This is a genomic window from Clostridium sp. YIM B02555, from assembly GCF_022320955.1.
Taxonomy (GTDB): Bacteria; Bacillota; Clostridia; order Clostridiales; family Clostridiaceae; genus Clostridium; species Clostridium saccharoperbutylacetonicum.
The window spans coordinates 107597-125730 of the sequence record NZ_JAKJJY010000009.1 but is presented as its reverse complement, the minus strand read 5'-3'; the positions used below and the strand labels follow the sequence as shown (position 1 = coordinate 125730).

Sequence of the window (18134 nt, the reverse complement as noted above, 5' to 3'; positions counted from 1 at the left end):
TTTTCAATCAATCCTTTCATCCGTCATTAGAATTACGCACTATTGTTCGTTATTTTTAACACCAATAGTAATTGTTTTTCCTAATGCCTTAAAGATTTTATCTGCATATTCAAAGCTGATTTTTCTTTTACCAGCTTCCCAATATTCAATAGCTCTTGAACTACACCCAACCGCTTCAGCTAATTTTTTTGTAGATAAATTTGCTTTAGTTCTTTCTGTTGCAATCATTAATCCTATGTTCATCGTTCTACCTCACTTCTTGGACTTTCTATTATTTCTCCTTTTAAATCCACTACAGTACCATCATTAAGTTTTACAGTTCCATTACCATCCTTTAAATCATAAGACTCTAAACTCTCACAATCAGCATAGTATAAAGTTGCAATCTCAGCTCCACTTTCTTCTAATAAATAAATGCTTTCTCCCTTTAATGTATCTTCTGTTATTAAACATACATTGCACTCAACTTCATCAACAATGCAACCATATCCAGTTTGTTCTACATGAAGCTTATTAGCTGCTTTTATAAAATCTTCTTTACTCTCAAAACAAGCCTTATAGCCACTTACCCTATCATCATCTTCATTGAACCATAAATTTTCCATAACTTATTCCTCACTTTCATTTTTTATTTACCAAATCTTAGTATTGCGCATTACTTTTTCAAATTAACTATTTCTAAAACTTTAGTTCTTGCATCATCTTCTGTTAATTTAGTATGAAAATCATACTCCCTATCTTCTAAGACACATAAGGCTTCAATCCAACCTAATCCGCCACGCTCGGCTAGTCGTTTTAACGTTTGGCTATGATTCCTAAATGCTTGTTTTTCATGTGATTTTATTATATCCAATGGAATATATTCTTTTGGTTTTGAACCGAGTATTGGAAACTTATTCATTACTCTACCTCACTTTCTAAAATCCATTCCAAATAAGTTCATCTTTATATTTAAAACATTCTTTATCATTGCATTCTTCATCTGTTAGATCCTTAATTCTTTTCCTACTTCTTGATATATACAATTTACTTCTAATTTTTGTATTAGGTTGTCCTTTTTCTAATAGATCATCAAATTCTAAAACACTTTCATATTCTTCTTTATAATTATTTTTTAGGTGCTTAAAGAAATAATTTCTATGGAACGGACAAAATGTACATGCACTTGCTTTTGTTTCTAATCCCCACACATCTTTTATATAAGCAAAATTATCTTTTCTTTCTAGATCCATATCACATAAAGGGAACTTATTAACAAACATTTTATGCGGATTCTCCTTGCATCTATGTTTTTCTTCAATTGAAAACCCTAAATGCATTTCATGAGCTTTAATATCTTCCACCTTAGTTCGTTGACCTTTTCTATATCCTAGCAATTCAGTTCTAATAAATTTCTGCATTACATTGATCTTATAATCTAAAGTGCAATTTCTCATCATCTTACCTTTTTTGCCGTTTTCATCTATAGTCCAAAATGGTATGCTTACAACTCTCGATTTTCCAAAATTCTTTATATAATCAGAATGTAAGCTACTCTCTAAAATATAGAATTGTATTCCTGCATCTTCACATGCACACTTTATAAAATATACTTGATCATATACCCATCTTGGTTCATTCCCTAAATCGCAAAACAGGATCACATCATAAATAGGTACTAATGAGTGTTTTATTCCATACTTTTTATTTTCACAACTCATTAATGCCAAAGCAGTACTTTGCATTCCTGCTCCACAACTTAATATTTTCATTCTTCCCTCCACGTCTGGAGGTATGCGCATACATTTAACTAGTATTACTCCGATTTTTATTATTTTGTTTACTTTTTATATTATCTGTCTTCCAATATATGATAAAATCATATTAAAGGAAGGTGAAAATATGGAATTAACTTTATCCGTTATTATTGCTTGTGGTACTGCTATAACTGCTATAATCGCACCAATATTTACTGCATTAATAAATAACCATTATCAATTAAAATTAAAAAATACTGATTTATTTTATAACGAAAAATCTGATATTTATAAACGTTTTTGTATCAATATCGAACATCTAGACTCCTGGGTTCATGAATTAAATGAAAATATTATTAATGAACAACCCATAAATCGTGAATATCTAGAAATTCATAAATTAGCATATTTAATGTCTAATGATAAAATACGTGCTTTATTAGATGAATTAAGCTCTCATTTTAATGAAGTAGCTATAAACGAGGAAAAGTATGAAGCTCTTAAGAAAAAAATTATCAAATCTATGAACAAAGACCTTCATAGTTAAATATATTGATTTTTACGCACTTAGATTTTAAGTGCTTTTTCTACTTTAAATATTTTCATTACTACGTCATTTTTACATGTTCTGAATTATTGTGATTGATTTTTATAGTTATCCCAATTATGATTTTTCTTTAATATTTCTTCTTCAGTTGCTTCTCTTATTTCTTCTAAATTATCTCTAGTTATTGTTAATAGAATATCGTCACACTCTTCACTGACTGCATAACATACAAAATAATCATAATCTTCATAGAATTCATTTTTACCAAATGTTTCATGCATTACTTTAAAAAATTCTTCCATTTGATCTAATTTAATAGGTCTTAATACTAAAAATTTATTTGAATTTTCTTGTAAATCAACAACTGCTATATCTAATCCAGCTACTAAATTCCAATCATCTGTGGCATTTTCTTTAATTTTACAAATTAATTGTTTTATCATAATCTCCTCCAACCTCTACGCATTACGCAACTTTATTTTTTGCTAAATAATCGCACCATTCAATAAATGCCTTTAGTATCGGTTGCGTGTTAACTGTGCTAAATTCCCCAGCGAATCCTATAAATCCACCTTCATGAAATGTTATACCTTCTCTTTTATTGAAGTAGCTGCCATCAATATAAAATTTTGCACGAACTAAACCAGATTTATCGAATTTTTTATCATTTTTAGTTCTTTTTCTTAGTTTCATGTCCATTTGTTGAGCATGAAAACCACCTTCTAACTTATATTTTTCTAAGTTTAAAACTAATTTATCTGCTAATACATCTAATGATTTCATGTCAATATTTTTATAGTTTAATCCTTTACTTTTAAAATACTCTCTTGCTTCCTCATTAATCATTTACTAACACCCTTTCACTAATCTACATCTTCTGAATTACTTTTCATACCAATCACAGTTTTTCATTCTCTTTATTAATTCAGCTTTTGTCGCATCCTTATCTAATATTTTGCATACATGGTCACAAAAGCATAATTCATTACACTCTAAACAACACTTTCCTGTTCCATTACAATCACTTTCAAAATTACATTTAGCCATAGTGCTAACTCCTTTCTTGAATCTACAAATTACAGCTCTTTGTAAAATTCCTCACTGATTGGCTTATTTAATACAAACTCAACACCCTGGCGGCTTAACCAAAAGTATATACAATTTGTCTCAACATTAACTTTATTTTCACCTTTTATTGCCAACCCTTTTCCGACTAAGAAATTCCAATCTTCATCATCTTCATTGGTGCAAAAATAATTTCTATACGGTTTTTTTGAATAAGGTAACCCAATGCAATGCTTCATTAAATCAAGTTTAGATTCATCTATTTCAATCCATAAATTCTTATATAATCTTTTAAAATCCTCAATTCTTTTTTTAGTATTTAAAAGTGGAAAACGATCTTGTACATACTCTTTTCCAGCGTGATCCACACTTTCACTTGGAGCTTGAAAATAACTTTTGTTTACTCTGCTACCTATTTTAACTATTACATTGAATCCACCATGTGTTCCAGGTTCCTTTAATACCCTCATGCTCTTTGCCTCCATTTACATATTATTTATTTTCTTTTTCTATCAACTGCCATAAATTCAAACTTTTCTGGATTAAAATACAAAATAAAAGTTCTTACTATTAGTCTAATTTGCCATCCTTCCATGTTTCTCACTCTCCATTCTTTGTAATATACCAAGGATTAAATATCTCTTCTGGTAACACATACGTGCATGGCTGCCATGAAGATATTGTTGGATTATAAAATTTAAGTTTATTTTTCTTTTCTGATATATCTATTTTGTAACTATCTCCGCTGCTCTTACTTGTTATTATTATGTTAGTATCATCAATACTCTTTTCCCATGCTTCAAGAAATTTATATTCAATTGCTTTATTTATCCTAATATTCATCACCTTATTTTCTACAAGAGGATTTCTCCTCTTGTATTTTTTATTGCAGTAACCTTAACATTAACAATTTGTAATCCCTGCCAATGATCCTAGTCCTGCACGTTAGCTTACTATTATTTTTAATTTCTCATAAAAAGCTTTAGTTTCTTCTTCTGAAAAATTTTCTGTGTATTCTTGAAATATTTCTTTCAAGGTTTTATTAGGATTTTCAAAATATGCATTAACAACTTTATTTACTGCATCATTAACTTCTATCATGCAAATTACCCCCTTATAACATCTAAATTTCCAAACCTTTGAAATTTTCCTAGCCAAGCAAGCTTAGTCGTTGTAGTTTCACCATTTCTATTCTTGGCTGTAATAACTTCAGCAATATTTTTATCTTCTGTTTCCTTGTTGTAATATTCATCCCTATATAAAAACATAATTACATCTGCATCCTGTTCTATAGACCCTGATTCTCTTAAGTCTGATAATATTGGTCTATGATCTGCCCTTTGCTCTGGAGCACGAGATAATTGTGATAGTGCAATCATAGTAATATCTAATTCTTTTGCTAATGCTTTAAGTTCCCTCGAAATGTGTGAAACTTCCTGTTCTCTGCTTGATGTTTTTAATGTTGTTCTTATTAGTTGCAAGTAATCTATTATTACAAGATCTAATCCCTTTTGAATTTTCAACTTTCTACACTTAGCCTTTATATCACTTAAAAGTGTTGTGGTGTCATCTATTATTAATTTTCTTGTCATTAATTCATTTGAACCTATAGCAATATTTTCAAACTCTTTATTGTCTAATTTTCCTGTTTTAACTTTTGCATAATCAATTAAGCATTTAGCAGATAGTAATCTATTTACCAATTGGTCTTCTGACATTTCAAGAGAAAATATTGCTACACTAACATCTTTTGACGCTGCTTGTCCCATATTAAGTGCGAAAGCAGTTTTACCCATTGAAGGTCTGCCTGCTATAATTATGAAATCCTGTTTAGAAAGCCCACTTGTTATTCTGTCTAGATCTATAAACCCTGTTGAAATTCCAATTAAATCTCCACCATTATTGAATCTTTCTTCTAATTTTCTAAACGCATTTTCTACTGCTTTATCTATCGTTACAATATCACTTGTGTTCTGATTTACTGCAATTTCATATAGATTGTTTTCTGTTTTATCAATAATATCCTTGATATCTTCATCATAAGCACTTTCTAAAAGTAATCTGCTTGTCTTAATTAACTTTCTCCTATTAGACTTTTCCTTGACTATATGTGCATATGAATTAACATTCATGCTCATAAAATATGAGGTTGATAGCTCAGTTATATATGTCACTCCACCACATTCATCAATGATGTTTCCTTTTCGTACTTCCTCTAAAACTGTAACTAAATCTACTGCTATTTTTTTATTAAAAAGTGATTTTATTACTTCATAAAGCTTCTTATGTTTGCTGAGATAAAAATCTTCTGTAAGTAAAAAATCAATATCTATAATCTTATCTGAATCATTTATTATGCACCCTAAAACTGCTTGTTCTGCTTCAAGATTGTTTGGTAATATCCTATCCATATCATTCAATTTACAACTCTCCTAACTTTGATTTATCAATTTTAATATCTGTATCATTGTTTTTGGTTGGCATCTGAATTACATTACTTTGTTTCCTGTTATAATTACCTTCCAGAACTTTTATATAATTACTTTCTTTGACTATCCAATCAAAACTACAATTCAACCATTTCATATTTCTTCCTGAAAGATAATCGCTATTTTCTGCTAATGTAAATAGTTCTTTAACTTTCTCAATGCCTAGTGACTTATACATAGTTTTTATATGATTATCCCTAGTCTTGTTCCGAGCCTTAACCTTTGGTAAGGACTTACAGGTGCTATTAAACAAATCAATAATAGTTTGATAAGGCACTTTATCCGTGGGAACAGATTTTTCTGCCCCACAAGATATATAGGATTTAGTAGATGGATTAATAGATGGATTTTTTGTTCCGACCTTTGAGTCGTATTCTTCCGACTTTTCAGTTGTATCCTTCCGACTTTTCGGTCGCATACCTTCCGACTTTTCGGTCGTATCATCAGTAACTAATTTATAATAGTTTTCTCCAACTGCATAAAAAGCGAATCTTCCACCTACTTTAACATGCTCATGCTCTAGTACTTTACATTCTGTTAATTTATTTAATCTACGTTTTAATACATCATTGCTATTTATCTTCATGATTGGCAATTCTTCTAGTAAAGATGATGATTTTAACCAATAGTAAGGTTTATTATTCATTATTTTCATAGTCATTTTTCCACTATCTTTAAAATCTATAAAATATCTTAAAATAAGTGCGTCTTTTTCATCTAAATTAAAATCAATTAAGGCTTGTTGTGAGAAACCTTCTATTGTGTATTTCATTTAGCATATCCTCCTTCTGAATAATCACTTCCAAATAATAGATAAGTATCAAAAGTAATTTTAAATGCCGCCTTTGCGCTTATTTTTATACTTTCATAATATATCTCATTAACTTTTCTAAATTGATTAGGATCAGTACATTGAAAATCTATTCTGCTTACGTTAGCCTGACCTTCTACATAGAATTTAAATGTTCTATATTCAATCGAAAATTCTTTTAAGCTGAATCTTAAAGCACTATAATAATCGTTTATTAATAATTGAGCCTTGTCATATTCGCTTACTAATTGTTTTAATTCCTCTAGCCTTGATTCAAATGATTCAGACTTCTTTTTAGCTTTTGGTAGATATTTTTCTGATAAAGATTCTTTTTCCTGTTTTTTATCATAATCTGTAACTTCACTTGAATACATTTCATTAATCAATTCTTTATCTAATTTGCTTTCAACTGATTGCTTAATTCCATTTACTAGTACATCAACTTCTTCTTTTGACTCTTTAGAATCTAAATCTTTTATTTCTTCATGAATAATTTTCTGTTCCGATTCTGATAAACCACTTAATGTATGTGCTTGTGTAAGTGTTATTTCTTCTTTATCAAGTTTCTCTTTAAGATCTGGTATCAAATCCTTATCCACCTTCTTGTATCTTCCTACCTGCACACCCGAAAGTCCTAAATCTTTTCCTATAAGATCTCTTGTCTTACCTTGTAGCTTTTCACCATTACCACGCTTTTGTTTATAAATGGCTTCGAGCCTTTTAATGCCCTCCATTTTTTCTGCTGGTGTTAATTCTCTTTGTGCTGCATTAGCCTGGATAAGCATAAGCTCAGCATCAATATCACTTAAATCATTCTTGATTTGACATGGTACTTTTTCATAGCCAAGGCTTTTTAATGCTCTATATCTTCTTTCACCAGATATAATTTCATATAATCCATCATCTTTTCCCCTAACCACTAAGTTATGCATTAATCCATTTTCTTTAATTGATTCTGCAAGCTCTTCAACTTCTCTGATACCATAAAAATTATTTTTACTTGGTACTAACTTATCTATGTTTATATCCATAAGATTAAATTTGTCTTTTGCATCTAAATTATTAACTTTTGAAGCAATTGACTTTAAATCAAACATGATACTATCTCCTTAGTTAATTCTTTATAATCATTACTTGCATTCGATTTTGGATTAAAATAAACTACTGGCTGAAATTCAAATGTGCTTTTTATCACATCTGCATTTTCTCTTACAGTTTGTTCAAAAAACTTTTCCCCAATGACATTTTTTAAATCCTTTTTGATTTCTTTGTTTACTTTTGTTCTTTTATCCATGGTTGCAAATGCACCTAAAAATCTTAGATTTACATTTAAATTTTCTCTAGCTTCATCAATTACTGAAAGCAAATATTCAAACCCATCAAGAGCATATTTATCAATTTTTATTGGCACTAACACATAATCAGTTATTGCAAGTGCATTAGTTGTAAGCATACCTAAACTTGGAGGGCAATCAATCAATATAAAATCAAAATCACGATCTCTCCTATTCATCCATTTTCTAAGTCTTATTTCTCTAGGTTTCTTAGTATCTGCCAATATTTCACCTTCGCTTGCGATTAGCTTAATGTTGGAAGGTATTAAATACACATCTTTAAAAATAGTTTTTTTAATATAAGACTGCTCTTCCCCTTTAAGTAATTCATACATCCCAATACCTTCTGAGTTATACATTCCTAGTGAGCTTGTTGCATTTGCTTGTGGATCACTATCAATTACAAGTACTTCATAGCCAAGTTGTCCTAAACATGCTGCAACATTAACACATGAAGTTGTCTTTGCAACTCCACCTTTTATATTTAAAAAACTTATAACTTTCATATCTTTACATCTCCAATCAAATAATTTATAATGGAGATACGGATCACTACTCCGTATCTCAAACGCTGAACCTTTATGTAAGGTTCTTTTTTTATTTGCACAAATTGCATATTGTATGACTTCCACAACAAAATTTAAGTAAATATACTTGTCTAATATTTTTATCCTCAATGATGCGTAATTTATTGCTATTGTGGATAAATTGTGGACATTTAATTTTGCACATTTTGACACACCTCCTAACAATAATATTTTTCCTTAAAGAATTTAGTTGGTACTTTACCCGCAACAACAATATAACCATTTGATTTTAATTCTTTATTTAATGCTTGTATTATTTTATAAGCTTTAGATTCACTTACCCCAATAATCTCTTTAACATCTTCCATTTTTAAGTATGTTTGTTCTAATTTTGCTGCCATAAAGTTCACTCCTATTTTGCAAATTTTAATGCTATTCCTGCTGCAATCACATTATTTATTTCAAGCATTATTTCTTTCCAATCATCTAGTTCATTTTCATCAATTCTTCCATCGCATGATATTTTAATCATTAATGCCTTTATCTTTCCTAGATCTTCACACTTGTCCAAGAATGTTAAAACACTTTCAGCTAAGTTTTTTATTTTTACTTCTGGCAAAAATTCTTCACCTATTTTTGTTTTTGTCTTCATATGTTGATAAGCTAAATGTTGAGCATCAAATATTTCAATCATCTTAATAACAATATTATCTGGCGGGATTCTTCTATCTCCTTCATAAGCCCTTAAGCTATCAACAGATATATCCATTAGTTCTGATGCTTTTTCTTGGGTAACTCCTTTACTTTCTCTCGCTATTTGGTAAATATTTCTGTATTCTTGTACCATTCACTTTCCCCCTTATAAGTATTAAAATATAATAAAATCCAGTTTTACTGGACTACTTCTTGAAAAAAAATTTTAGGATCAATTTTATAAAAATCAGCTAATAATTTTGCTTTTGAAATAGTAAGTTCAACATTACCATTTTCCAACATAGAATAGCCACTTTTACCACTGTATCCAAGGGCTTTAGCAACTTCCTTTTGTGTCTTCCCATTTTCTACTCTAAGCTTTTTTAATAATTGATTCATTTTATCCACCCCCTAAGTCCAGTATAATTGGATTTATTAATTATATAATAGTTCAGCAATATTGGATTGTCAATATCTTTTTAAATAAAAAAACAATTTTCTTGGACTTATCTTTTATTTATCTATAAAAAAAGGTACAATTAAATTGAACTATTAACAAAGGAGATTATTAAATGGCTACATTAGCAGATAGATTAAAAGAATTGCGAAAATCTAATAATTTAACACAAGCTGAATTAGGAAAAATACTTGGTGTAGGTAAGACTACAGTCTCTATGTATGAGACTGGTAATAGTACTCCTAGTGATGAAATTAAATTAAAAATTTCAGAGCATTTTAGTATTTCATTGGATTATCTTCTTGGAAAGACAGATATAAAAAAATACACTGCTGATCCAAATATAACAATAGCGCTCCATAGCGATACTGATTATGATGATCTCCCTGATGAAGCAATAAAAGAGATTAATGGTTTTATTGAATATGTAAGGCAAAAATATAAAAAATAATTTTATATTAATATATTTTATCTAGAAATGTGTTCTTTACGAACACCTTTTTGTTTCTCTTGTCCAGAACATATATTCGCATTTTAATAATATCATAAATACTGATAATGGCGGTGATGGACATATGAAAAAATTAAAGAAAATGTTTGAAATCATTAATTCAGAAAATATAGTTATTGAAGAACCTTCAATAATATATAAAAATTTGGCTGGCTTATATCTAAACTTACCTAATTGTTTACCAGTCATATTTATAAAAAAATCTCTTTTAAATGATGCAAGAAAATATAAATCGATTCTAGCAGAAGAACTTGGACATCATTTTACAACTACAGGAGATTTAACAATTAAATCAAAAAATTATCGAGAAAATTTATATAAAAATAAAAAAGAAGAAATAGCTAAAAAATGGGCTGCTAATTTCTTAATAAGCGATGAAGAATTCGTGCAAGCATTATGCAATTGCATATCGACACCCTATGATATATGTAATTACTTTAATATAACTAATGAAATGCTTCAATATAAAATTTATTCTATAGTTCTTGATGATAATAGATATAGTAAAATAAAAGATATATTAATACAGAAAGAAGTGCCTTATGAGTCTTGTGCAATTTAGTTATAATAAATATTTTGTGTTAATATTATTATTCCCCAACAATTCACTTTCGTATTTATATATATGATTATTGAGAAAGAAAGGACTGATTTTATGCCAACATATAAAGATGAAAAAAGAGGTACCTGGTATTGTTCATTTTATTATACAGATTGGACAGGATTAAGAAAAAAGAAAAAGAAGGAGGGCTTCAAAAAGCAAAGTGATGCTAAGGCTTTTGAACGAGATTTTCTATCTAAACAAAAAAATAACTGTGATATGACTTTTAAAAACTTAGTAGAGCTATACATGGAAGACTCAAAGACTAGAGTTAGGACAACTACTCTTTCTACTAAAAAGTATTTGATTGATTTAAAAATATTGCCTTATTTTGAAAATATTAATGTAAGTAGTATAACCTCCAATCATATAAGGAAATGGCAAAATGAATTGAAGGAAAAAGGATATTCGCAAACATATTTAAGAACAATCAATAACCAACTTACCTCTATATTTAATTTTGCAATAAAATATTATGGATTAAATAACAATCCTTCACTAAAAGCTGGAAGTATGGGGAAAAAGAATGCTGATTCAATGCAATTCTGGACACTTGACGAATTCAAGCAATTCATCAAGTGTGATACTAATGCTAGATCTGCTTTGGCATTCAAAATCTTATTTTGGACTGGTATAAGAATCGGTGAATTGTTAGCTTTAACATTTAAAGATATTGATTTAGAAAAACGAACTTTAAATATAAATAAGAGTTATTCTAGATTAAACAAAAAAGATATTATATCAGCTCCTAAAACACCTAAAAGTAAAAGAGTAGTTACCCTTCCAATTGAACTCTGCAATGATATTAAAGACTATATTGATAGTTTATATTCATATAATGATACTAATAGAGTCTTTGAATTTCTAAAACAATCTTTATGTTTAAAACTTCAAAGAGTATGTAAAAAAAGTGGAGTAAAAGTAATTCGTCTACATGACCTTAGACATTCTCATGCTTCATTATTAATAGAACTAGGCTTTACACCTCTATTAGTATCAGAAAGGCTTGGACATGAGAAGATACAAACTACTTTAGATACCTATTCACATCTTTACCCAAATAAAGATAAAACAGTTGCTAATAAACTTAATGATTTATATTAGTACGTTTATAGTACGATTATATTTTTATAAATTTCGAACCCTTTTATTTTAAAGGGTTTATATACATTTCATATTCTATTCCCATTCAATTGTTAGTATTTCCAATTCCCCCTCCTTTAAAGAAACTTTATATCCATCAGTAATCAACCAAGTAGCTAAATCTGTAACCATATTTTTTCTAATCCCATCTCTCTTACTTATAGCAAAAACTGCTGAAATTTTATTTACACCAGCTTTCTTACCTTGCTCTATGTTTCTTAATATTATGTTCTTATTCTCATTTAATTTTTCTTCATATTCATTCACAATATTTCCTCCCTTTAATTTATTAACTATTCCACTTTATAGATATGCCTTAACATTAATCTTATTTATTCTATTCTATTCTAATTTTATGATATGAATGCCATAGTTATTCTCTATTTTATTCAATAAAAAGAAAACTGTTCCAAATATATCTTCTATATTTAGAACAGTTTTAATCAATAAATAATTTTAAAAAGTAATGACTATTTACAATCTATTTCTGATGACACATCTAATCCTCGATGCTCAACCGCAGTAGAAAAAACTATTTGTGTTTCAGTATTCCCATACTTCTGTAGCTCTCCAATAAAAGTATCTAACTCTATAGTTGTGTGATATGCAACTTTTATTAACATAGAATATTTACCTGTTACGCAATTGCATTCCAATACATTTGGGCAGCTAGCAATAAAAGGATAAAACTCTGGCTTTTGTTTTGGTGACATTTCCAAATTAATAAATGCTTTAATATTATAGCCTAATTTCAAAGGGTCAACATGTGCTGAATATCCTGTAATAACTCCAGCTTGTTCTAATTTTTCAATACGAGCAGAAACGGCTGGTGTTGTTAAAAACACTTCTTCCGCTATATGTTTAAGTGGATAGCGCGCATTTTTTTGTAAAAGTTCAATAATTTTCAGATCAATTTTATCCATATACAATACCTCAACTTATATTAATTTAATGAAAGACAAGTCATAAACTTTTATATTTCATTATAATTTCACTTAATTGCAATAATTCGATTATCTATATATTTATATTAGAAAAGCATACCAAAATAATTCAAAAAAAAATTATTCTGATACGCTTCATTGCGTCTAATATATTTTATCTTTGCCAATACAGATGATTTTTTATCTATTTATATTTTAAAGTAACAAATAGTTTTTTTCAAGACTTTTTTATTTCTTAGATTAAAAAAATTAACCTTAAACACATTTAATATAATTTTTCATATTATATTATTATTCAAAATATCAAAACAGTAATGATTTCTACCTCAATACTTTATATTTATTAATTATTTTCAAAAAAACACTAGGCAAACATTACAAAATACGAATATTACTTGTTATAAATGATTATTTTTTCGGATTTTTAGTTATTTATATCAACTTTATATTATTAAGCATTTTATTGGATAAATAAATTTAATTAAGAAAAATGTATTCTTTTTTAGTTTTTATTCACAATTCTTCCTATAATATTTACATGAATTTTAATTAGTGTTAATCTTCACTCATAGATATTGGCAAACACATTAACAAAGATAATGCTTAGTTTTTGTTAAAGAAATAATTTAAAGAATTTATTATTTAAAAATATTATAAATATTGAAAGCGAGGAATTTTAAATGAAAATGAGAATGGAGTCTGATTCAATAGGAAACATGGAAGTACCTGTCGAGGCATATTATGGTATTCAATCTTTAAGGGCAAGCAGAAACTTTAATATTACAAAAAAACCCTTACACAAAGATTTTATAATAAGTTTAGCTGAAATAAAAAAAGCTGCTGCAATTACCAATAGAGATGCTGAATTATTAACTCCAACTATTGCTAATGCAATAATAAATGCTTGTGAAGAAATTATCAGTGGAAAATTTCATGATCAATTTATCGTTGATCCTATTCAAGGTGGTGCAGGCACCTCTGCTAATATGAATGCTAACGAAGTTATCGCGAATCGAGCTATAGAATTACTTGGAGAGAAAAAAGGTTCTTATAATATAATACACCCAAATGATCATGTTAATATGGCACAATCTACAAACGATGTTTTTCCTACTGCTGGAAAACTAACAGTATTAAAAATGCTTCCAAAAACTATCTCAGAACTTCAACGTTTATATAATGCACTTAAGTTAAAATCTTTAGAATTTAATAATGTTATTAAAATGGGACGTACTCAGCTTCAAGATGCAGTTCCAATAAGACTTGGCCAATCTTTTAATGCTTTTGCATCAATGATAAAAAGAGATGTAGACCGATTAAAATCTGTCGAAAAAGAAATGCTCATCTTAAATATTGGTGGTACTGCTATAGGCACTTCAATAAATGTATGTCCTGAATATTTAACTAATATAACTCCTAATTTAAAAAAAGTCTGCGGATTTGATGTTCTTCAATCAAAAGACCTTATAGATGCAACTCAAAATCTTGATTGTTTTGTAGCTGTTTCAGGCATATTAAAAACTTGTGCAGTAAATCTTTCTAAAATGGCAAATGATTTGAGATTACTATCAAGTGGTCCCAAAACAGGCTTCGGTGAAATCAATTTACCTTCAATGCAAAATGGTTCATCAATTATGCCAGGAAAAATAAATCCAGTTATTTTAGAAGTAGTATCTCAAGTTGCTTTTAATATTATAGGAAATGATTTCACTATAACTATGGCTGCAGAAGCAGGACAACTTGAACTTAATGCTTTCGAACCTGTTCTTTTTCATAATTTATTTGAATCTATTGAAACACTAGAAAATGCGACAACAACTTTAATCGATAATTGTATTTTAGGAATTACAGCCAACGAAGATAGATGTAAAGAATTATTAAATAGTAGTGTAGGAATAGTTACAGCTCTTTGTCCATATATAGGCTATAAAAAATCAGCAGATATTGCTAAAATATCTTTAAAAACTGGAACTTCAATAAAAGAACTAGTATTAAATGAAGGAATATTAACTTCTTCTGAATTAGATGCTATATTAGATCCATTTTCAATGACAGATGTTGATTGTTTTTCAGATTCAAAATCAACTCAAACAATTAACAAAGCAATATAACTTTAATTATCATGAATAATTTTTAATAATTTTGATATACTATTACTGAACACAATCTTATAAATTGTTGATATTAACCAAAAAAGAGATGACATACTATAAAATGTATGTTATCTCTTTTACGCTAAATTAATTTAAACAAATTTTATTGTTATAGTATTGATAAAAATCTCTTCAAAAATCTTATCCATAAGCTTTACTTATTATTAACAAGAGGTCAAGTACGACTTCCTGTTTAAAGAAAACTTTAATTTTTCATAATTATTTTTATTATCATTTCCAGCTTCATATAATTCAAATATTGATGTGAAATCATTCTTAAAAATGTATTCGTGAGATAATTCTTCCTTCATTCTACATAATAATTCCTGCAAGTCATATCCCTCTACTCTAAAATTCTGATCATTTAAATTTAAAGAAAGTGAATTGTTGTAATAATTTTTATTCTTCTCAATACGTAACAAAAATTCTTTTACTACTTCCTGATCATTAGATTTTAATTTCATTGGCATCTTAATATCAATGCAATAATCTATCAATTCATCTTCTTTCAAATAAAAATATTGTTTAGCTTCTTCAGAATTTTTAACATAAAAATCAAAATCAAAGTCTTGATTTTCAAAAATGCAATTTCGAACTTGAAGCTGAAAGCCTTTTTTTGAAACATATACCTCAGCCTGTTCACATCCCAGGCTATCAGTATATAATGCTGAATATTTTAATTTGACCATATTAAATTTTATGTCCCCCTTTATTTCTCAATCTCTATTTCCCTATTTTTTAAACCACCTTTCAATAATACCATATAATACCATCAATTACAAAGGTTAAATTTTACAATCACTTTTAAATTTAGTAATAAATTTATCAAGGAAATCTGAGCTTATTAAAAATTTATTTATTATTTATACATAATTTATTATTTCGTAACATAATCGTAACATTAATTGGTTATAATAATGTTTGAAAAGTAGTTTAAAGCATTATTATCCCTTAAAAAAATACTTTCAACAAAAGAATGACTTATTCCCCTAAGTAAGTCATTCTTTTCATATGTAAAATTATATTTTAAATATTAAGGTTGTAAAATTATATATTTGATTACATGAAACACATTATTTCATTTGAATAAAAAAGATAACTTGTTTAATTAACAAGCTACCTTGTGCATTTTTATAATTTCATAATAATATTATTTTCTAATGCAGTTACGCCTTCAGGAGTGTGAGTGCTTAAGTATACTGTGTCATTTTCTTTTATGAAAGTTCTTACAATTTCTAATGTTTCTTTAGCTAATTCTTTATCTTCAAATACCACAGATAATTGATTTTGTCTTAATGCTTCATCTGTATAAGTAACATCACCATGGATCATATAACGAATCTCATTATCCTCTACAACAACTAATGAATTTCCAGTAGTATGCCCATATGCTGGAAGCATCACAATATTGTCTGCTATAATTTGACTCTTTTCAAAATTTTTATATTCTCCATCAGTAAAATCAACCTTAACTATATTTTCACTTGTTAATTTCATAGCTTCTGCTTCTATTCTTGACATAAATATTTTTGCGTGATCAAATAATCTTAATTCTCCCGCATGATCTGGATGTTTATGAGTTAATATTATCTTACTAACATCTTCTATTTTATATCCAACATTTTTTAAGGCTTGTTTAAAATCAGCAACTTTTTCTCCCATAAACATTGCTTGATCTGGTTTATCTTCAAAATCTGGTGTTTCGATCGGAAGTCCAGTATCTACCAAGATAACTTCTTTACCTGTATCTATTAAATAATTCTGCAAACTAGCAGGATATTTTTTATTCACATTAATTTTTTCTTTTTCTAAACTTCCTCCTAAAGCAAAGGATTCATTCATTCTTCCATTTTTATAAAATTCTAAAGCTACTATTTTCATAATTTGCTCCCCCTTAATATATAACATCTATTTTTTCTAAAAGTAATAATATTTAACAACTAATAACTGTTATTATATAGAACCTTCTTTTGTTTGTCAATTTCTAAATTTTCAGATATTTCCAAAGTCCTATTTTATCTTTTAAGCATTCGATAAATCAATTCATTTCAATTACTTTCTCTTAAGTAATCACCTTTTACAATTTCTTTATCACAGATTATTTTAGATGTATTGTATTTAACATAACACTCTCCTTTTAATGCCAAAATACATATAATTTCTCCAGTTCTATCCTTTCCTATATTATTTTTGCAATTAGGGCAATCCATATTAATCAACCACCTTTCTTTTTTTAATATTATATCTTCTCAATTTCTTCGACTTTGCAACTTACTGGAGTTGATGCTTTTTCATTAACTCTTACCTGTATTATATTTATTTTACGTAATATATCAACTACTCTTCCTTCAATAATATTCCCATCTACATCAGTCCCCCTCACAACATCTCCAATCTCAACCTTCATACGAATCCCCTCCACAGATACATTTCCATCATAAATTTCTATCATTCGGCTATTGAAATATATTCCTCCACAATTACTTCCGGTAACTCTTTATAATCAAATGGAGATATATCATCAATTTTGAACTTAGTTAATTCCATTATTTTAATCAAAACTTGATCCATTTTGCATAAAAATTCTTCTTTTTCTTCTGCCTTTATAACAAAACTATTAAAAGGTATATTATATTTCTCAACAAAACTTAAATTTAAATTTACAGTCCAACACCTCATTTTATCACCATACCCTTTTTATATATTTTTATTTCAATTAAAATTCAAACAGCAATCTAATCACATTACCATTTATAATATAATTATATATTTACTTACATTTTACTATTTTTCATTAATATTCTCACTTATTTTCATTTTGCCTATTATTCATTTTTAAGCCATTTTATTTATTTTTTTCTTTTAATATTTTATAATCTGACATAAGTTTTAGAATATTTTAATCTTTTTTGTAATTTGTTGTAGTTTTATATTTATTAACTTTTGAGATATTTAACCATATTGAATTATTAATTCAAATATACTTTTCGATAAAAAAATAAGAATGATAAACAATATTTCTACTGCTTATCATTCTTATAAAAAATTAATGCTTAAAAAAGATTTTTTGTAATTATCCTTGGGAATCTAATGTTTGAATTAATAATAACATAATAAAGAAAA

At 27.8% G+C, this 18134-nt stretch carries 29 protein-coding genes; 5 read left to right on the top strand and 24 right to left on the bottom strand.

Translation table 11 applies throughout. The annotated features are described in order from the left end of the window. Positions 1–39: 39 nt before the first annotated feature. From L3B98_RS14475 to L3B98_RS14460, 4 genes are read right to left on the bottom strand one after another with little or no spacing between them, the layout of a single operon-like run. The gene (locus tag L3B98_RS14475) at positions 40–243 is read right to left on the bottom strand and encodes a helix-turn-helix transcriptional regulator (protein ID WP_238917229.1); all 204 of its coding nucleotides are present in this window, start codon (positions 241–243) and stop codon (positions 40–42) included. Then, entirely contained in the window at positions 240–605 is a 366-nt protein-coding gene (locus tag L3B98_RS14470; RefSeq protein WP_238917228.1) for a hypothetical protein, read from the bottom strand. The genes L3B98_RS14475 and L3B98_RS14470 overlap by 4 nt, the downstream gene beginning before the upstream one ends. 50 nt (positions 606–655) lie before the next feature. Continuing rightward, a complete protein-coding gene (locus L3B98_RS14465) occupies positions 656–901 on the bottom strand; it encodes a hypothetical protein (RefSeq protein WP_238917227.1) in 246 nt (81 codons plus the stop codon). A 16-nt stretch (positions 902–917) separates the two neighbouring features. Then, positions 918–1751, bottom strand: a complete 834-nt coding sequence (locus tag L3B98_RS14460) for a hypothetical protein (RefSeq protein ID WP_238917226.1) — start codon at positions 1749–1751, stop codon at positions 918–920. Positions 1752–1881: 130 nt separating this feature from the next. On the opposite strand from L3B98_RS14460, the gene L3B98_RS14455 reads away from it, so the two are divergent. Next, positions 1882–2283, top strand: coding sequence for a hypothetical protein (locus tag L3B98_RS14455; RefSeq protein ID WP_238917225.1), 402 nt, complete (start codon positions 1882–1884; stop codon positions 2281–2283). Positions 2284–2369: 86 nt separating this feature from the next. Here L3B98_RS14455 and L3B98_RS14450 read toward each other — a convergent pair whose 3' ends face one another. The 13 genes from L3B98_RS14450 to L3B98_RS14390 all read right to left on the bottom strand — a co-directional run bounded on the left by L3B98_RS14450 (position 2370) and on the right by L3B98_RS14390 (position 9601). After that, positions 2370–2726, bottom strand: coding sequence for a hypothetical protein (locus L3B98_RS14450; RefSeq protein WP_238917224.1), 357 nt, complete (start codon positions 2724–2726; stop codon positions 2370–2372). 22 nt (positions 2727–2748) lie between these two features. Next, positions 2749–3129 (bottom strand): hypothetical protein, encoded by a 381-nt coding sequence (locus tag L3B98_RS14445; protein ID WP_238917223.1) that lies wholly within the window; start codon positions 3127–3129, stop codon positions 2749–2751. Between the two features lie 36 nt (positions 3130–3165). Then, a complete protein-coding gene (locus tag L3B98_RS14440; protein ID WP_238917222.1) occupies positions 3166–3330 on the bottom strand; it encodes a hypothetical protein in 165 nt (54 codons plus the stop codon). Between the two features lie 29 nt (positions 3331–3359). Then, a complete protein-coding gene (locus L3B98_RS14435) occupies positions 3360–3818 on the bottom strand; it encodes a hypothetical protein (RefSeq protein ID WP_238917221.1) in 459 nt (152 codons plus the stop codon). A gap of 130 nt (positions 3819–3948) precedes the next feature. Beyond that, positions 3949–4191 (bottom strand): hypothetical protein, encoded by a 243-nt coding sequence (locus tag L3B98_RS14430; RefSeq protein WP_238917220.1) that lies wholly within the window; start codon positions 4189–4191, stop codon positions 3949–3951. A 102-nt stretch (positions 4192–4293) separates the two neighbouring features. Beyond that, positions 4294–4449: a MarR family transcriptional regulator gene (locus tag L3B98_RS14425; RefSeq protein WP_238917219.1), complete on the bottom strand. Its 156-nt coding sequence runs from the start codon at positions 4447–4449 to the stop codon at positions 4294–4296. 5 nt (positions 4450–4454) lie between these two features. Further along, positions 4455–5759 (bottom strand): replicative DNA helicase, encoded by a 1305-nt coding sequence (dnaB, locus tag L3B98_RS14420; protein ID WP_238917289.1) that lies wholly within the window; start codon positions 5757–5759, stop codon positions 4455–4457. Positions 5760–5769: 10 nt separating this feature from the next. Beyond that, the gene (locus L3B98_RS14415; protein WP_238917218.1) at positions 5770–6609 is read right to left on the bottom strand and encodes a hypothetical protein; all 840 of its coding nucleotides are present in this window, start codon (positions 6607–6609) and stop codon (positions 5770–5772) included. Further along, positions 6606–7745: a ParB N-terminal domain-containing protein gene (locus L3B98_RS14410; RefSeq protein ID WP_238917217.1), complete on the bottom strand. Its 1140-nt coding sequence runs from the start codon at positions 7743–7745 to the stop codon at positions 6606–6608. Before L3B98_RS14410 ends, L3B98_RS14415 begins: the two co-directional genes overlap by 4 nt. Continuing rightward, a complete protein-coding gene (locus L3B98_RS14405) occupies positions 7733–8488 on the bottom strand; it encodes a ParA family protein (RefSeq protein WP_238917216.1) in 756 nt (251 codons plus the stop codon). The genes L3B98_RS14410 and L3B98_RS14405 overlap by 13 nt, the downstream gene beginning before the upstream one ends. Positions 8489–8727: 239 nt before the next feature. After that, positions 8728–8910: a transcriptional regulator gene (locus tag L3B98_RS14400; protein WP_238917215.1), complete on the bottom strand. Its 183-nt coding sequence runs from the start codon at positions 8908–8910 to the stop codon at positions 8728–8730. Between the two features lie 11 nt (positions 8911–8921). Then, a complete protein-coding gene (locus L3B98_RS14395; protein ID WP_238917214.1) occupies positions 8922–9356 on the bottom strand; it encodes a helix-turn-helix transcriptional regulator in 435 nt (144 codons plus the stop codon). A gap of 44 nt (positions 9357–9400) precedes the next feature. After that, the gene (locus L3B98_RS14390; protein WP_238917213.1) at positions 9401–9601 is read right to left on the bottom strand and encodes a helix-turn-helix transcriptional regulator; all 201 of its coding nucleotides are present in this window, start codon (positions 9599–9601) and stop codon (positions 9401–9403) included. Positions 9602–9774: 173 nt separating this feature from the next. Here L3B98_RS14390 and L3B98_RS14385 point away from each other — a divergent pair, with 173 nt between their 5' ends. The 3 genes from L3B98_RS14385 to L3B98_RS14375 all read left to right on the top strand — a co-directional run bounded on the left by L3B98_RS14385 (position 9775) and on the right by L3B98_RS14375 (position 11875). Further along, positions 9775–10110 carry a helix-turn-helix transcriptional regulator gene (locus L3B98_RS14385; protein ID WP_238917212.1) on the top strand — a complete coding sequence of 112 codons (336 nt, stop codon included), beginning with the start codon at positions 9775–9777 and terminating at the stop codon, positions 10108–10110. Between the two features lie 124 nt (positions 10111–10234). After that, positions 10235–10732: an ImmA/IrrE family metallo-endopeptidase gene (locus tag L3B98_RS14380; RefSeq protein ID WP_238917211.1), complete on the top strand. Its 498-nt coding sequence runs from the start codon at positions 10235–10237 to the stop codon at positions 10730–10732. A gap of 93 nt (positions 10733–10825) precedes the next feature. Further along, positions 10826–11875 carry a site-specific integrase gene (locus L3B98_RS14375; RefSeq protein ID WP_238917288.1) on the top strand — a complete coding sequence of 350 codons (1050 nt, stop codon included), beginning with the start codon at positions 10826–10828 and terminating at the stop codon, positions 11873–11875. Positions 11876–11950: 75 nt separating this feature from the next. Here L3B98_RS14375 and L3B98_RS14370 read toward each other — a convergent pair whose 3' ends face one another. Both L3B98_RS14370 and L3B98_RS14365 read right to left on the bottom strand, forming a co-directional pair. Beyond that, on the bottom strand, positions 11951–12181 hold the full coding sequence (locus L3B98_RS14370) for a hypothetical protein (RefSeq protein ID WP_015394295.1): 231 nt from the start codon (positions 12179–12181) through the stop codon (positions 11951–11953). 203 nt (positions 12182–12384) lie between these two features. Then, complete coding sequence (locus L3B98_RS14365; protein ID WP_238917210.1) at positions 12385–12837, bottom strand: Lrp/AsnC family transcriptional regulator; 453 nt, start codon at positions 12835–12837, stop codon at positions 12385–12387. A gap of 701 nt (positions 12838–13538) precedes the next feature. Here L3B98_RS14365 and L3B98_RS14360 point away from each other — a divergent pair. Beyond that, the gene (locus L3B98_RS14360; RefSeq protein ID WP_238917209.1) at positions 13539–14969 is read left to right on the top strand and encodes an aspartate ammonia-lyase; all 1431 of its coding nucleotides are present in this window, start codon (positions 13539–13541) and stop codon (positions 14967–14969) included. Between the two features lie 206 nt (positions 14970–15175). Here the strand turns inward: L3B98_RS14360 and L3B98_RS14355 are convergent, their stop codons facing one another. The 5 genes from L3B98_RS14355 to L3B98_RS14335 all read right to left on the bottom strand — a co-directional run bounded on the left by L3B98_RS14355 (position 15176) and on the right by L3B98_RS14335 (position 17690). Next, entirely contained in the window at positions 15176–15700 is a 525-nt protein-coding gene (locus L3B98_RS14355) for a DUF6304 family protein (RefSeq protein WP_238917208.1), read from the bottom strand. 442 nt (positions 15701–16142) lie between these two features. Continuing rightward, positions 16143–16892 (bottom strand): MBL fold metallo-hydrolase, encoded by a 750-nt coding sequence (locus tag L3B98_RS14350; protein ID WP_238917207.1) that lies wholly within the window; start codon positions 16890–16892, stop codon positions 16143–16145. A 167-nt stretch (positions 16893–17059) separates the two neighbouring features. Continuing rightward, entirely contained in the window at positions 17060–17221 is a 162-nt protein-coding gene (locus tag L3B98_RS14345) for a hypothetical protein (protein ID WP_173696435.1), read from the bottom strand. Positions 17222–17250: 29 nt separating this feature from the next. Beyond that, entirely contained in the window at positions 17251–17418 is a 168-nt protein-coding gene (locus L3B98_RS14340) for an ABC transporter ATP-binding protein (protein WP_238917206.1), read from the bottom strand. A 41-nt stretch (positions 17419–17459) separates the two neighbouring features. Then, on the bottom strand, positions 17460–17690 hold the full coding sequence (locus L3B98_RS14335) for a hypothetical protein (protein ID WP_015394302.1): 231 nt from the start codon (positions 17688–17690) through the stop codon (positions 17460–17462). Positions 17691–18134 lie beyond the last annotated feature (444 nt).